This window comes from Luteimonas fraxinea (genome assembly GCF_021233355.1).
In the GTDB taxonomy this organism is placed as follows: domain Bacteria; phylum Pseudomonadota; class Gammaproteobacteria; order Xanthomonadales; family Xanthomonadaceae; genus Luteimonas; species Luteimonas fraxinea.
On sequence record NZ_CP089507.1, the window covers coordinates 1,270,705 to 1,285,608 of the forward strand.

The 14,904-nt window shown below is 67.7% G+C and carries 16 protein-coding genes and 1 pseudogene; 11 read left to right on the forward strand and 6 right to left on the reverse strand.

Annotated features, from left to right (window positions below):
* Window positions 1–50: 50 nt before the first annotated feature.
* From LU699_RS05715 to LU699_RS05725, 3 genes are read right to left on the reverse strand one after another with little or no spacing between them, the layout of a single operon-like run.
* The gene (locus LU699_RS05715) at window positions 51–782 is read right to left on the reverse strand and encodes a hypothetical protein (protein WP_232134123.1); all 732 of its coding nucleotides are present in this window, start codon (window positions 780–782) and stop codon (window positions 51–53) included.
* Window positions 779–1,762 (reverse strand): alpha/beta fold hydrolase, encoded by a 984-nt coding sequence (locus LU699_RS05720; RefSeq protein ID WP_232147782.1) that lies wholly within the window; start codon window positions 1,760–1,762, stop codon window positions 779–781. Before LU699_RS05720 ends, LU699_RS05715 begins: the two co-directional genes overlap by 4 nt.
* A 4-nt stretch (window positions 1,763–1,766) precedes the next feature.
* Window positions 1,767–3,779 (reverse strand): M1 family metallopeptidase, encoded by a 2,013-nt coding sequence (locus tag LU699_RS05725; protein WP_232134121.1) that lies wholly within the window; start codon window positions 3,777–3,779, stop codon window positions 1,767–1,769.
* 62 nt (window positions 3,780–3,841) lie between these two features.
* On the opposite strand from LU699_RS05725, the gene LU699_RS05730 reads away from it, so the two are divergent.
* Together LU699_RS05730 and LU699_RS05735 are read left to right on the forward strand one after the other, a co-directional pair.
* Entirely contained in the window at window positions 3,842–4,018 is a 177-nt protein-coding gene (locus tag LU699_RS05730) for a hypothetical protein (protein WP_232580507.1), read from the forward strand.
* A 487-nt stretch (window positions 4,019–4,505) separates the two neighbouring features.
* Entirely contained in the window at window positions 4,506–4,727 is a 222-nt protein-coding gene (locus LU699_RS05735) for a hypothetical protein (RefSeq protein WP_232134119.1), read from the forward strand.
* Between the two features lie 101 nt (window positions 4,728–4,828).
* Here LU699_RS05735 and LU699_RS05740 read toward each other — a convergent pair whose 3' ends face one another.
* The 3 genes from LU699_RS05740 to flgA all read right to left on the reverse strand — a co-directional run bounded on the left by LU699_RS05740 (window position 4,829) and on the right by flgA (window position 6,282).
* The gene (locus tag LU699_RS05740) at window positions 4,829–5,173 is read right to left on the reverse strand and encodes a flagellar protein FlgN (protein ID WP_232134118.1); all 345 of its coding nucleotides are present in this window, start codon (window positions 5,171–5,173) and stop codon (window positions 4,829–4,831) included.
* On the reverse strand, window positions 5,170–5,487 hold the full coding sequence (gene flgM / locus LU699_RS05745) for a flagellar biosynthesis anti-sigma factor FlgM (protein WP_232134117.1): 318 nt from the start codon (window positions 5,485–5,487) through the stop codon (window positions 5,170–5,172). Before flgM ends, LU699_RS05740 begins: the two co-directional genes overlap by 4 nt.
* A 111-nt stretch (window positions 5,488–5,598) precedes the next feature.
* Complete coding sequence (gene flgA / locus LU699_RS05750; RefSeq protein WP_232580508.1) at window positions 5,599–6,282, reverse strand: flagellar basal body P-ring formation chaperone FlgA; 684 nt, start codon at window positions 6,280–6,282, stop codon at window positions 5,599–5,601.
* A gap of 368 nt (window positions 6,283–6,650) precedes the next feature.
* Here flgA and flgB point away from each other — a divergent pair, with 368 nt between their 5' ends.
* The 9 genes and pseudogenes from flgB to flgJ all read left to right on the forward strand — a co-directional run.
* The gene (flgB, locus tag LU699_RS05755; protein WP_425491098.1) at window positions 6,651–7,034 is read left to right on the forward strand and encodes a flagellar basal body rod protein FlgB; all 384 of its coding nucleotides are present in this window, start codon (window positions 6,651–6,653) and stop codon (window positions 7,032–7,034) included.
* 11 nt (window positions 7,035–7,045) lie between these two features.
* Entirely contained in the window at window positions 7,046–7,453 is a 408-nt protein-coding gene (flgC, locus tag LU699_RS05760; protein WP_232134114.1) for a flagellar basal body rod protein FlgC, read from the forward strand.
* Window positions 7,454–7,479: 26 nt separating this feature from the next.
* Window positions 7,480–8,157, forward strand: a complete 678-nt coding sequence (locus LU699_RS05765; protein ID WP_232134113.1) for a flagellar hook assembly protein FlgD — start codon at window positions 7,480–7,482, stop codon at window positions 8,155–8,157.
* 50 nt (window positions 8,158–8,207) lie between these two features.
* The gene (flgE, locus tag LU699_RS05770; protein ID WP_232134112.1) at window positions 8,208–9,428 is read left to right on the forward strand and encodes a flagellar hook protein FlgE; all 1,221 of its coding nucleotides are present in this window, start codon (window positions 8,208–8,210) and stop codon (window positions 9,426–9,428) included.
* A gap of 886 nt (window positions 9,429–10,314) precedes the next feature.
* The gene (locus LU699_RS05775; RefSeq protein ID WP_232134111.1) at window positions 10,315–11,061 is read left to right on the forward strand and encodes a flagellar basal body rod protein FlgF; all 747 of its coding nucleotides are present in this window, start codon (window positions 10,315–10,317) and stop codon (window positions 11,059–11,061) included.
* Window positions 11,062–11,086: 25 nt separating this feature from the next.
* The gene (gene flgG, locus LU699_RS05780; protein WP_232134110.1) at window positions 11,087–11,875 is read left to right on the forward strand and encodes a flagellar basal-body rod protein FlgG; all 789 of its coding nucleotides are present in this window, start codon (window positions 11,087–11,089) and stop codon (window positions 11,873–11,875) included.
* An 8-nt stretch (window positions 11,876–11,883) separates the two neighbouring features.
* Complete coding sequence (gene flgH / locus LU699_RS05785) at window positions 11,884–12,606, forward strand: flagellar basal body L-ring protein FlgH (protein WP_232134109.1); 723 nt, start codon at window positions 11,884–11,886, stop codon at window positions 12,604–12,606.
* Between the two features lie 11 nt (window positions 12,607–12,617).
* A complete protein-coding gene (locus LU699_RS05790) occupies window positions 12,618–13,760 on the forward strand; it encodes a flagellar basal body P-ring protein FlgI (protein ID WP_268738748.1) in 1,143 nt (380 codons plus the stop codon).
* 10 nt (window positions 13,761–13,770) lie between these two features.
* Window positions 13,771–14,853, forward strand: a pseudogene (flgJ, locus tag LU699_RS05795) (flagellar assembly peptidoglycan hydrolase FlgJ); the annotation flags it as partial.
* Window positions 14,854–14,904: the final 51 nt, after the last annotated feature.

Below are 14,904 nucleotides of genomic sequence, written 5' to 3' on the forward strand. Positions count from 1 at the left end.
ACTTCAGCTGCTGATGCCCTGCGAGCCTTGCGATGACGCCGATTCCCGCGTCATCCCCACTTCGGCAACTTCGCCCGATCCAGCCCCGCCACTTCGAACACCGCCGTCCGCGTGCCACCCGCTTTCACCGGAAACTCGATCGACACCGTCTTCGCACCATCGAGCAGGCGCCACAGCGCGCGTTCGTCGTCGATGAACATCGCGATGGCTTCGTCGGTCTGCGGGCGGTTGGCGGCCATGCGGCGGGGTTCGCCGTCGTCGACGCGCACGTTGACGCGGCAGCTGGGAACGCAGTCGAAATCGCCGGCCTGCAGCACGAGGTAGCTGCTGCGACCCCAGGACGGGTGATCGCGGAAGATCAGCTGCACGCGTTTCGCACCGGTGCCGTCGACATCGATGTTGTCCTTGGCGTAGATCGCCGCCGACAGCTGTTCGCCACCTTCGACGTTCGCGGTGTTGTAGATCCACAGCGCCTGGGTGCGCGCGGTTTCGCGCAACGCTTCACCCTTGGCCGCGACGTCGTCGAACTTCGCGCGCACGCGCTCCGCGGCGGCGGTGTCGGGATAGCGGGCCAGCAGCACATCGGCCTGCGCCTTCGCCAGCGCCCAGTTCTCGACCGCGACAGCGGCTTCGAAATCGCGCTCGCCGGCTTCGGCCTGTGTTTCCGCAGCGGCGGCCTGGGCCTGCGCTTGTGCGGCGGCCTGGGCTTCGCGGTCCTGACAGGCGGTCAACGGCAACAACGCGGCGAGCAGTGCAGTGGCGAGCAGGTGTCGGGATGTCATGCGGGCGTTCCTCGTTCGATCAGCCAGTGCACCGCGTCGGCGACGTCGCGCGGTTGCTCCATCAGGGTCATGTGGCCGCTGCGGTCGAGCAGCACCTGACGCGCCTGCGGCATGCGCGCAGCGTACAGGGCCATCGCACTCGGATCGATCACTTCATCGTGTGCGCCCCAGATCAGCAAGGCAGGTTGTCGAATGTCGCCGGCAGCATCGCCGGGCGCGAACCGTTCGTCGCTGCGGCCGATGCGATCGAGCACCGATTGTTCGAACGCGGCCTCGTTGCGGCGATGGCGCACGAAGGCGATCGTGCCCGGCCAAGGCAGCGGCGGCCGCGCACTGCGCTCGTGGAACAGCACCGACAGGTACTGCTCCATCGACGCTGTGTCCTCGATGCCGAAGGGATTGCGACCGTCGAGCACGGCGAGACCGAAGGCGTTGTCCTCGAAGTGCACGCCGGCCGCATCGAGCAGACCGACGCGCGCGACGAGATCGGGATATTTCGCGGCGACCAGTGCGGCGATGCCGCCGCCCATCGAATGCCCCAGCAGCACGACCGGGCCTGCATCGAGATGCCGCAGAAACGCAGCGACGTGCGCGGCTTCGGCGACGAAGCCGTGGTCGGCATTCGCGATGCGTTCGCTGTCGCCCCAGCCAGGAAGGTCGGGCATCACGAGACGGAAGCGCGCATCGAGTTCGGGCACCAGCCGGTACCAGTTCTCCTTGCTGCCGGTGTAGCCGTGCAGCATCACCAGCGTCGGCGCGGTTGCATGAGTGCCCGCGCGTTCGGTCCAGCACCAGTGCAGGCCGTCGATGCGCGCGCGATGCACGGCCAGCCGCAAGCGTCGACGCTGGCGCCCGTATTCGGCGCGGATCAGCTGCCGCGGCTCGCGGAACAACACCCAGGCGAACGCGGCGATGCCGATGGCCGCAACGCACGCGGCCGCCACGAGGGCGGCCGCGAACGGATGGCTCAATGCCTGCATCGCCTCAGTTGGCGGGTGCCGGTGCTGGCGCCGCCGGATCGGCAGGCGCAGCCGCATCTGCCGCAGGCGTTTCAGCCGGTGCCGGCGCCGGTGCGGGCTTGGCCTCGTTGATCAGCTTCTCCACCGAACCGGTCGTGATCGGGTGATAGCCCGGACGCGCGGTTGCGAAGATCTGCTTCGCCAGCGCGAGACCCGGCTCGGTCTGCACCAGTGCGGTGTAGATCGGCATGATCAGCTTGCGACGGCCGACGCGCGCGGTGAACTCGGCCAGTGCCTCGTTCGCCTGCGTGTAGCCGCTGCGCACCGCCAGCGGATACCAGCGCATTGCGATCTCGCCGTTCTCCGTGCCGGTGAACTTGTAGGCCTCATCGAGCTGGGCCAGCTGTTCGACGGTCAGCGTCGGCGGCAGGCTTTCGAGGAAGTGCAGCCATTCCTGGGTCGACCACGCGTCGGTGATCTGACGCGGCGGCAGCTGCGCGCTGCCCAGCCACGCCAGACGCGCAGAATCGACGATGCCGAAGTTGCGCGACATCACCTGCGGCGCGTAGCCCGGAATGCCCGGCGCGTAGACCCATTCCTGGATCTCGGCCTCGGTCACGGTGTCGGGGAACTTGTCGAACAGATTCTCCTTGGCGTATGCGAGGAACTGCTCGGTGGTGATGCTCTGGAACGCGAAGTGGTCGAAGTAGCCGCGCAGGAACGCATCGAAGTTCTCGCGACCGAAGCGCTGCTCGAGGAACTGCAGGAACCACGCGCCTTTGTCGTAGGACACCGCGCTCAGCGCGTCGTCGGCATCGAGTGCGACATCCGGCTTGACCGCCAGCGCCTGCGTGGCTTCGGGCATCGACGCGATGTTCTCGCGCAGGGAGTTACGCGCGATCACGTACTCCATGTCGCTGACTTCCTTGCCGTACAGCGACTCGACGATGCGGTTCTCGACGTAGCTGGTGAAGCCTTCGTTGAGCCAGCCGTGCTTGGCGCTGGAGAAGGTCACCAGGTTGCCCGACCAGCTGTGCGCGAGCTCGTGCGCGATCAGCGAGACCAGCGACTTGTCGCCGACGATGACGGTCGGGGTGATGAACGACAGACGCGGGTTCTCCATCCCGCCGTAGGGGAACGACGGCGGCAGGATCAGCAGGTCGTAACGCTCCCAGCGGTACGGGCCGTAGAGCTGCTCGGTGGTCGCGATCATCTTCTCGGTATCGGCGAACTCCGCCACCGCGCGATCGATCATCGCCGGCTCGGCCCACACGCCGCTGCGGTTCGAGATTTCCTTGAACACCAGATCGCCGGCGGCGATCGCCATCAGGTACGACGGAATCTTCTGCGGCATCTTGAAGCTGTAGTCGCCATCACGCTGCGCGGCCGGATCATTGTCGGCGCTCATCAGCACCATGACGTCTGGGCGCGCGGTGACGTGCGCGGTGTAGGTGTAGCGGATCGCCGGCGTGTCCTGCAGTGGCACCCACGAACGCGCGTGGATCTGCTGCGACTGGCTGAACATGAAGGGCAACTGCTTGCCTTCGGTCATCTCCGGCGTGAGCCACTGCAGACCCGACGCGTCCGGCGAGGTCACGTAGGTCACGCGGACCTTGGCGTTGCGCGCGGGCGTTTCGATGGTGAGCTTGCTGCCGAGCGTCGCATCGGCCTGCGCCAGCGCGTACTGCAGCGGCTGCCACTGGCCGCCGGCGGCTTCGCCTTCGACCTTGGAGATCGTCAGATCGCGCGTGTCGAGCACCAGCTGCGTCGCGGCCTGGTCCTTCCACTGCAGCGTGTAGGTCGCGGTGCCGGCGATGGTCTTCGCATCGAAGTCCAGCGCGATGTCGAGCGCCAGGTCTTCGGTGACGACCTTGTCGGGCTCGGCGTAGGAATGCTCATCACGGTCGACGGCGGCAGGCGCAGGACCGGTCGCGGGGGTCACGGCGGTCTGTTCTCCGGATTCGCGCTGGCAACCAACGGCCAGCAGGGCGAGCAGCAGAGCCGGCAGGAACCGGCGGACATCCAGCTTCGATCGCATAAGGAAGTTTGGCAACGGACAGGGATGCACAGTCTAGCGCGGGGGGATGGCGGGCCTGTGGAGTGTGCGGAATCGCACACTCGTGCGGCTTCGGCTTCGGCTTCTGCTTCGGCTTTAGCTTCGGCTTCGGCTTCGGCTTCGGCTTCGGCTTCGGCTTTGGCTTTGGCTTCGGCTTTGGCTTTGCTTTTGGCTTTGGCTTTTGCTGCGGCTGTGGCTGTGGCTCCCATCTCTTGATCTGAATCGAGCCGTAGAGCGAGCCGAGCACCGGAGCCTGGCGTGGCCGAAGAGCAGCCCATGTCTGAGCGCAGCGAGTTTGGGCTGCGTGCCGCGTCAGGCGAGGCGCGCAGGGAACCGACGCGGCTTCATCGCGTCGGCTCGCGTCCGGCGAAGGGACCTTTTGGTTCCTTTTGGGTCCATCCAAAAGGGACTCGCACGCGCAGCGGGCGAAAGCCCTGTACTTGCTTATGCCTGTTCGCTCGTCGCTTTGCGACTTCGACGTTCGAGCAAAAGAAAGAATCAATCGCAGGAGCGAAGATCAAGTACAGGGCTTCCGCGCTGTCGCGCGGCTTACTTTTGTCTTGGCAAAAGTAAGCAAAACCGTCTTCGCCGGACGCGATCCGCCGCGATACAGCCGCGGCGGTCCCCTGCGCTTCTCGGACGACGGGGCACGCAGCCCAAACTCGCTGCGCTCAGACATGGGCTGCTCTACGACCCCGTCGTCCTGCGATGCTCGGCTCGCTCTACGGCTCGATTGACGTCGAGGGCGAACGGCAACAGCAACAGCCAAAACCGGAGCCAACACCGGAGCCAACACCGGAGCCGGAGCAAGATCCGGAGCGAAGAGAAAAATCAAAATGGATGACCGGACATGCGTCCGTTGAAAGCCCGGCGTTCGCTGGAATGACGGGCGTGCGGCTCAATGCGCAATTGGCTACGGGCAACAAGTAGTGCGGGCGGTGCGCCAAGCACAACGTCGAGAACCTGATTGCCCAAGAAAGCAGAAGGCCCGCTTTCGCGGGCCTTCAAAAGGAATCAGAGCAGAGCGTGCCTCAGACCACCGCCAACTGCCGTGCCTGCGCGCGGGTGCCGGTGTAGCCGTTCGCGCCGTAGGTGCCGGTCGATTCCGTGCGGCCCATGTGCCGCAGCGCCCAGTCGACTTCGCGGCGACGGCGCGACAGCAGCACGCTGTTCGCCTGGTTGAGGATGCGCAGGGCGGCGATGCGGTCGGCCACGGAAAGATCCGGCGGGGCGGCTTCGGCCTGGCGCAGGGCGCGGACCTTGGCTTCGGTAGAGGCCAGCAGCGCGACGACGTCGTTGTCGAGCAGCGCCTGGCGTTCCGCTTGCAGCGCGCCTTCAAGGGCGTCGAGGGCGCCGGACTGGATGACGGCGCTCATCGCGCGCCCTCCAGCTGGCGCTCCAGGCCCAGCATGCGGGTGGCGATGGTCGGGGCGTCGATGGCGTAGCTGCCGTCGGCGATCGCCGCCTTCAGTGCGTTCACGCGGGCCATGTCGATGCCCGCCGGTGCGGTGCCCAGTTCGCGTCCCATGGCCTGCAGTCCTTCGGCGTCGCCGGTCAGGATGACGCGGTCGACCGCCGGGGTCGCCGCGACGGGTTCGTTGCGCGGGGCGCCGGTGCGGCCGACGGACGACAGTGCGGTGGCTTCCGCCGCGCGGACCGCCGGAGGCGGTGCGTCGATCCTGTGGGTCATCGGGAGGCTCCTCGTTCTCGGTACGAACACGATAACGGCCACCCGCGGCGGAACTTGAGGCCCCGCGCGATGCGAAGTTGTGATGACACGTTCAGCTTCCGGAGATGGGGCTCAGAGGACGACCTCGACCACGCCGCTCTCCGGGGTCAGCCGGCCGCGGATCACCTTGTTCGAGCCGCTGTTCTGCACGGCGACCCGCTCGCCGACCCGCGCCGAGCCCAGCGCGACGCCGGGCACGCGAACTTCCACGCCGCCCGCGCGCGAGACCAGCACTACCGGATCGCCGCGCTTGACCGGCTGCCCGGCCTGCACGTCGTTGCCGGTCAGCACGCTGCCGGCGCCGAGACCGCGGGCCGGGATCCGGCCGGCGAGTTCGGCGGGATCGCTGAAGACCGCACCGTCCAGATGGCCGACCTCGCGGCGCTGCACACTCAGTTTCGATGGATCGATGGGTTCGCCGGCACGGACCGGGCCGGTGACGACGACCACGTCGGCCTCGCGGCGCAGCGTGACCGGGACATACAGACGCCAACCGGGCGCATCGCCGCAACGCACCTGGGCGATGCGGGGACTGGTGGCGACGGCTTCGAGCGGCTGGCTGCAGGCAGCGAGCCGCAGGCGTGAGTCGAGCCGGGCTTCGCCAGCGGCGTCCGGTCCGCCGATGGCCTGCAGGGCCGCGGCGCGGATGGCGTCGAGGGGCTGCGGGGCGGACTCGGCGAATGCGGGTGACGCGCACGCAAGCAATAGGGCGGCGGGCAGGCAGAAGGATCGGAGTCGGGCGCGCGGAGTGTCCATGCGCGGGAGAGGTGCAAGGGATGTGCCGGCGCTGGTCCGTCTCGTCCTCATCTGCCGTCATTCCGGCGTCGGCCGGAGTCCAGTGACGTGGTCTGTAGAGCCCGAAACGCTGGATTGCTGACGGCTGAAAGCCGAGGCGCTGGATCCCGGCCTTCGCCGGGATGACGAAAGTGAAACGCGGGGAACGCCGGTTGCACGGACCCTGGATGCGTCACGGCACGCGCGTATTGATCACGGCCGCGACAGAAACCCGACACCCCCAGTCCCGACATCAACAACGCGCGCCCACTCCAACCCGTCATGTCGCTGCAAGCCCGTCGCACCGCCTCTGGCACGCGGCTTGCCTGATCGGAACGACACCCCGCCCATTGGAGGGCAGCATGGCCGACTTCCTAGGCATCCACGGCACCGCGCTCGCAGTCCGCGAGCAGCGTCTGCAGTTGCTGGCCGCCAACATCGCCAACGCCGACACGCCGCATTACAAGGCGCAGGACCTCGATTTTAACGGGGCCCTCAATGCCGCCCTGGCGGCGCAGCGCGGCGGGCCGCTGGAACAGGGCAATGCGATCTCCACCGCGGCGACCAACGCGCATTACCTGCGGCCGAGCAGCCAGCCCAGCCTGGACGGCAACACCGTCGACGGCGACCGCGAGAACGCGGCGTTCGCGCAGGCCTCTCTCGAGTACCGCGCCTCGCTGTCGTTCGTCGAAGCCAAGGTGCGCGGCATGTTGACCGCGATCACCGGCCAGTAAGGACCGCATCCATGAGCAATCTGCCGATCTTCGACGTCGCCGGTTCGGCGATGAACGCCCAGTCGGTGCGACTGAGCACCGTCGCCTCGAACATGGCCAATGCCGATTCGGTGTCGGGCGATCCCAACACCGTCTACCGCGCCAAGCAGCCGATCTTCACCACCGAGCAGGTCGGGAACAATCCGGCGTTGCAGGGCGTGCGCGCCACGCAGGTGCTCGACAGCCAGGCGCAGCCGATCAAGCGCTACGAGCCGGGCCATCCGCTGGCCGACGGCAACGGCTACGTCTACGCGCCGGACATCGATCCGGTGGCGCAGATGGTCGATCTGATTTCCGCCTCGCGCAGCTACCAGGCGAACGTCGAGGTCTTCAACAGCGCGAAGGAAACCGCGCTGGCCACGTTGAACATGGGCCGCTGACGGCCCGCCCCTTCGAGACCGCCACCATGGCCACCGTCGACACCAGTACCCTCGCAGGCCTCGGCCTCACGCCGAAGCAGACCACCGCCGAGAAATCGACCGGCGCGCTGGGCCAGGCGAATTTCCTGCTGCTGATGACCGAGCAGCTGAAGAACCAGGATCCGCTCAAGCCGCTCGACAGCCAGCAGTTCCTCGGCCAGCTGGCGCAGTTCTCCACCGTGCAGGGCATCGACCAGATGCAGACGGCGATGGGTTCGATGGCCAGCGTCATGGAGTCCGACCAGACCCTGCGCGCGGCCAGCCTCGTCGGCCACGACGCACTGGTGGAAACCTCGAAGGTGCAGCTGGCGGCCGGTGCGCCGCTCAGTGGCGAAATCCAGGCGACCCGCGCCGGTGCGCAGACGATCGAGATCGTCGATTCAGGCGGCACCACGGTGCGCCGCATGACCGTGCAGGCCTCCGCCGCCGGCGCAACCGCGTTCGACTGGGATGGCCTGACCGATGCCGGCACTCCGGCCGCGGGCGGCACTTACACGATCAAGGCGGTCGCGGGCAGCGCCGCCGACGGTGCCGGCACGGGCGAAGCCCTGTCGGTGCGCGTGAAGGCGAAGGTGGAGAGCGTCTCCATCGAGGCCAGCGGCCTGACGTTGAACATGGCCGGCATCGGCAGCCACTCGCTCGCCGCCGTCCGTCGCATCGGCTGACCGCCGCTTCCTCCTCCTCAATCCGTACCCGACTCTTCCGGAGAATCCCGATGAGCTTCCGTATTTCCCTGAGCGGCATGAACACCGCCTCGTCCGATCTGAGCGTCACCTCGCACAATATCGCCAACGCCAACACGATCGGCTTCAAGCAGAGCCGCGCCGAGTTCGGCGACGTGTTCGCGGTCTCGCCGTATGGCCTGGCCAAGAACGCCGTCGGCGCCGGCTCGCGCCTGCAGCGCGTGGCCCAGCAGTTCAACCAGGGCAACATCGACTTCACCGGCCAGGCGCTGGACATGGGCGTGTCGGGCCAGGGCTTCTTCACCCTGTCCAACAACGGCCAGACGGTCTACTCGCGCGCCGGCAACTTCACCACCGACAACACCGGCTTCGTGGTGAATCCGTCGGGCCAGCGCCTGCAGGTCTATGCGCCCACCGGCGACGGCCGCAGCTTCAACACCGGCAAGCTCAACGATCTGCAGCTGGCGACCGGCGATGCGCCGCCGAAGGTCAGCACCAAGGTCAACGTGGGCGTGACCCTGCCGGGCAACGCGACCGCGCCGACCAACACCCCATTCGACGCGACCGATCCGACCACCTACAGCCACACCACGTCGGTAACGGTCTTCGACTCGCTGGGCGCCTCGCACTCGCAGTCGCTGTACTTCACCAAGACCGCCAACGACAACGAGTGGACGGTGCAGACCCAGATCGACGGCGTGAACGTCGGCACCCCGCAGACCCTGCAGTACTCCGACACCGGCGCGCTGATCTCGCCGGCCGGCGGCAACATCGCCCTGCCCGCCCACACCCCGCCGGGCGGCGCCGGTCCGATGACGCTGGCGCTGGAACTGGGCAACTCGGTGCAGTACGGCCAGAAGTTCGCCGTGTCGGAGCTGACCCAGGACGGCTACGCCACCGGCAGCCTGTCGGGCATCTCGGTCTCGGCCGAAGGCGTGGTCCAGGCGAGCTACAGCAACGGCGTTTCCAAGCCGCTCGGCCAGGTCGCACTGACCATGTTCGCCAACCCGCAGGGCCTGCAGCAGGCCGGCGACAACGCATTCTCCGAAACCTTCGAATCCGGCCAGCCACTGCGCGGCGCCGCCGGCACCTCGCAGTTCGGCCTGGTCCAGGGCGGCGCGCTGGAAGCCTCGAACGTCGACCTGACCGAACAGCTGGTCAGCATGATCACCGCCCAGCGCAACTTCCAGGCGAACGCGCAGATGATCCAGACGCAGGACCAGATCACGCAGACGGTGATCAATCTGCGTTGATAAGCGCAAGCGCCCGTCGCCGCGCGGCGGGCGGTTTCACTTCGCATTGGCTTGCTTTTTTGCTGTGTTGCTCCAGTCCTTCCCCCTCTGGGGGAAGGTGCCCCGAAGGGGCGGATGAGGGTGCTCTTTTTGATCTCAATCGAGCCGTAGAGCGAGCCGAGCATCGCAGGGCGGCGGGGTCGAAGAGCAGCCCATGTCTGAGCGCAGCGAGTTTGGGCTGCGTGCCCCGTCGTCCGAGAAGCGCAGGGGACCGCCGCGGCTGTATCGCGGCGGATCGCGTCCGGCGAAGGGGGTTTTTGGTTCCCTTTTTGGCCCGTCAAAAAGGAACTCGCACGCGTAGCGGGCGAAAGCTCTGTACTTGCCTGGGCTTCTTCGCTTGTCGCTTTGCGACTTTGATTTTGGAAAGAATCAACCGCAGGAGCGAAGATCAAGTACAGGGCTTCCGCGCTGTCGCGCGGCTTACTTTTGTCTTGGCAAAAGTAAGCAAAACCGTCTTCGCCGGACACGAGCCGATGCGATACAGCCGCATCGGTGCCCTCCGCTCCTCGCCTGACGCGGCACGCAGCCCAAACTCGCTGCGCTCAAACATGGGCTGCTCTTCGGCCACGCCAGGCTCCGGTGCTCGGCTCGCTCTACGGCTCGATTCGAGATCAAGGGCAACGGCCGAAGCAAAGGCAAAGGCAACCGCAGAGCCGGAGCCAGAACCAGAGCCGAGCAACGGCATCCCTCACCCGACGCGCTGTGCGCGTCGACCTCTCCCAGAGGGAGAGGTGCTTGGCTTCAGCGAGGCAGGAAACGCGCCGAGTAGAGCGCCGTTACTGGCGAACAGGAGCGAACACCCAAGGCCCGGCGCGCCCCGCGGCACAGCCCTTGCACGTCCAGTTCCATGGACAAAGCCCTCTACATCGCGATGACCGGCGCCAGCGCCTCGCTGCGCGCGCAGGCGAACGTCGCCCACAACCTCGCCAACGTCGACACCGTCGGCTTCCGTGCGACCTTGAGCGCCACGACTGCGATGCCGGTCACAGGCGACGGTTTGTCGTCGCGGGTGGCCACGGCCGAGCGCGTGGTCGGGGTGAGCAATGCGACCGGGGCGCTCAGCACGACGGGCAGTCCGCTGGATGTCGCGCTTAATGCCGATCGCTGGTTCGCGGTGCAGGACCCCACCGGCGGCACCGCGTACACCCGCGCCGGCGATCTGCGGGTCAGCCAGAACGGTCTGCTGACCACCGGCACCGGGCTGCAGCTGCTCGATGCGGGCGGTCAGCCGATGGCGATTCCGCCCAACGACGGCATGGAGATCGGCGCCGACGGCACCGTGTCGGTGATTCCGCAGGGTTCGCCGCGTTCGTCGATGACCCAGGTCGGCCGGCTGCAGGTGGTCGAGACCACGACCGCCGATCTCGTGCGCGGCGAGGACGGCCTGCTGCGCGCGAGCGCGGCCCGTCCGGCGCCGGTGCCGGCCGCGGGTGCGGTGCTGCAGAACGGTGTGCTGGAGAGCAGCAACGTCGATGCGACCGGTGCGCTGGTGTCGATGATCCAGCTCTCGCGCCAGTTCGAGATGCAGGTACGCGTCTTGCAGGCCGGAGACGAGTCCGCGCGTTCGGCCAATTCACTGCTGTCCTCGCGCTGATCCCATCTTTCAGGAATAGACCGCCATGACCACACAGGCACTCTGGATCGCCAAGACCGGCCTCGACGCGCAGCAGACGCGCATGGCGGTCATTTCCAACAATCTGGCCAACGTCAACACGACCGGCTTCAAGCGCGACCGCGCGAATTTCGAAGACCTGCTGTACCAGGTGCAGCGTCAGCCCGGCGGTGCGTCGTCGGAGCAGACCACGCTGCCCAGCGGCATGGCGACCGGCACCGGCGTGCGCGTGGCGACGACCGCGAAGTCCTTCGTGCAGGGCAACCTGTCGCAGACCGGCAACGCGATGGACGTGGCGATCAACGGCCGCGGTTTCTTCGAGGTGCTGATGCCCGACGGCAGCAGCGCCTACACCCGCGACGGCGCGTTCCAGATGAACGCCGAAGGCGAAGTGGTGACCAACGAAGGCTATCCGGTACAGCCGGGTCTGCAGGTGCCGGAAGGCACGCAGAGCATCACCATCGCCAGCGACGGCACGATCAGCGTGCAGCTCGCGGGGCAGAGCGAATCGACCCAGATCGGTTCACTGACCCTCACCGATTTCGTGAATCCGACCGGCCTGCAATCGCTGGGCGGCAACCTCTACACCGAGACCAGCGCCTCGGGCCCGGCACAGACCGGCGCACCTGGCGAGAGCGGTGCGGGCCTGCTGATCCAGGGCTCGCTGGAAAGCTCGAACGTCAACACCGTCGAAGAACTGGTGTCGATGATCGAAACGCAGCGCGCGTACGAGACCAACGCCAAGGCGATCTCGACCGTCGACCAGATGCTCGGCTACCTCAACAACAACCTGTGATCGCGACCATGCGCCTGCTGCTTCCCACTCTCGTGCTCGCCGCACTGCCGTTGTCGGGCTGCGCGAGTTTCGTCGGCGACGTGGTGCCGTTCCCGCAGCATCCAGCCGCGGCGACGGCCGCCTACGGACCGCGTGCGGCGTACGTGCAGCCGGTATCGGGCGATGGCGGCGGTTCGATCTTCGCCGGCGCCACCGATGGCAGCGGCAATCCGGGTATCCGCCTGTTCCAGGACAACAAGGCGCGCGAGGTCGGCGACCTGCTGACCGTCGTGCTGGTCGAGAGCACCAGCGCGCGCAGCAATGCGCAGACCGGCATCAGCAAGAATTCGACGATCGGCATGGGCGCGCCCACGCTGTTCGGCCAGAACGTCACGCTCAACGGCCGCAACGTGCTCGAAGCCGAAGTGGAAGCCAAGCGCGGCTTCAACGGCCAGGGCAACTCGACGCAGAGCAATGCGCTCGCCGGCAACATCACCGTGACCGTCATCGAACGTCTGCCCAACGGCAACCTGCGCGTCGCCGGCGAGAAGCAGGTGCGCCTCAACCAGGGCGACGAACTGGTGCAGGTGCAGGGCATCGTGCGTCCGTCTGACGTCGGCCCCGACAACCGCGTGACCTCCGACCGCGTCGGCGACGCCCGCATCGTCTACGGCGGCCGCGGCGCGATGGCGCGCTCGAACGCGATGGGCTGGCTCGGTCGCTTCTTCAATTCCGCCGCTGCGCCCTATTGAGGCCTGCCGACATGTCTTCCGTTTCCGCGACTTTCATCTCACGCGCCATCACGTTCAGCGCCGCACTGCTGGGCACGCTGGTGCTCGCACTGCCCGCCGCGCCGGTGCACGCCGAACGCGTCAAGGACCTGGCGCAGGTCGCCGGCGTGCGTGGCAATCCACTGGTCGGCTACGGCCTCGTCGTCGGTCTCGACGGCAGCGGTGACCGCACCTCGCAGACGCCTTTCACCGTGCAGAGTCTCAAGACGATGCTCGACCAGCTGGGCGTGACGATTCCGCCGGGCGTGAATCCGCAGCTCAAGAACGTCGCCGCGGTCGCGATCCAGGCGGAGCTGCCGCCGTACGCGAAGCCGGGCCAGACGATCGACGTCACCGTGTCGTCGATCGGCAACGCCGGTTCGCTGCGTGGTGGCGCGTTGTTGATGGCACCACTGCGCGGCGCCGACGGGCAGATCTACGCGATCGCGCAGGGCACGCTGGTCGTCAGCGGTTTCGGCGCGGCAGGCCGCGACGGTTCACGCATCTCGGTCAACGCCCCCAATGGCGGCAGCATTCCCAACGGCGCGATCGTCGAGCGCGCGGTGCCGGGCAACGCCCAGAGCGCCGATGGCACGGTGACGCTCAACCTGCACCAGTTCGACTACACCACCGCCTCGCGCATCGTCGAGGCGGTGAACCGCAACTTCGGCATCGGCACCGCGCAGGCGATCGATGGCGTGACCATCGAGATCACCCCGCCGGCGATGGATCGCATCGGCTTTCTTGCCCAGCTCGAATCGCTGGACGTGAGCCCGGGCACCGCCGCGGCCAAGGTCGTCGTCAATGCGCGCACTGGCACCGTCGTCATGGGTGGCATGGTCGTCGTGCTGCCGGCCGCGGTGTCGCACGGCTCGCTGACGGTGTCGGTCGTCGAAGGCGCGGCGATCAGCCAGCCCGAAGCGTTCTCGCGCGGCGGCCAGACCGTGGTGGTGCCGCAGTCGACGGTCAGCGCGACCGCCGACGGCGGCAAGATGTTCATGTTCCAGGGCGGCACTTCGCTGGAATCGATCGTGCGTGCGGTGAATGCGGTGGGCGCGGCGCCGGGCGATCTGGTCGCGATCCTCGAAGCGCTCAAGCGCGCCGGCGCCCTGCGCGCCGAGCTCGAGATCATCTGACGCCTCCGCCATGCGCATCGCTGCCGCCACCGCCATGCCGCTGGATGCCGCTGCGACACCGTCGCAGCCGCGCATCCGCGAAGCCGCGCGCGAACTGGAAACGCAGTTCGCGCACATGCTGGTGAAGTCGATGCGCAGCACGACGTCGGGCGATCCACTCGGCGGCGACAACAGCACCTATCGCGACATGTACGACCAGCAGCTCGCGCGTGAGATCACCAAAGGCAAGGGCCTCGGCCTGGCCTCGCAGATCGAGCGCCAGCTGCAGCGCAGCACCGGCGAAGCCGTCGACGAGGTGCCGCTGGATACGCGTCTGCCCGGCACCACCGGCGCACCTGCACTGCCGCTCGCGCAGCCGCCTGCGGGCATGACGTTGGGCCTGCGCCCGGCGGGTGAACTCTCGAACCCCGGCGGCAGCGCGATGCCGACTGCCGCGCCCGGCGGCACGCTGTCGCTCGCGTCCACGCGCAGCGGCGTGTCGCTGCAGGCGCTGCCGATGCCCGCGATGCCCGCACCGCCGTCCGATACCGGCTTCGATACCGGCATCACGCTCGATGCCAGCAGCCCCGAAGCCTTCGTGCAGTCGATCTGGCCGCACGCGCAGAAGGCTGCGGCCGAACTCGGCGTGCCGGCAAAGGCACTCGTCGCGCAGGCCGCGCTCGAGACCGGCTGGGGCCGCCGTCTGGCCGGGGAGAAGGGCGTGAACTCGAACAATCTGTTCGGCATCAAGGCCGGCAGCCGCTGGTCGGGCGAGAGCGTCAAGACCGGTACCCACGAATACGTCAACGGCGTGCGCCAGACCGAGCAGGCGCGCTTCCGCGCCTACGGCTCGCCCGCCGAAAGCTTCGCGGATTACACGCGCCTGATCGGCAACGACCGCTATGCCGCCGCGCGCGGCACCGGCGAGGACGTGCATCGATTCGCAACTGCGCTGCAGCGCGCCGGCTACGCCACCGATCCGCGCTACGCCGCCAAGCTCACCGCGATCGCCAACGGCCCCACGATCAGCAACGCGATCGCCGGCATGGAACAGCGCGGCCTGCCCGCCTACGACACCGGCGTGCGCTACGCCGGTGCGATGCCCGCGCCCGGCACACGTCTTGCAGCGCAGTCGATGGGCGAACCCGATGTCGCCCTGCTCGCC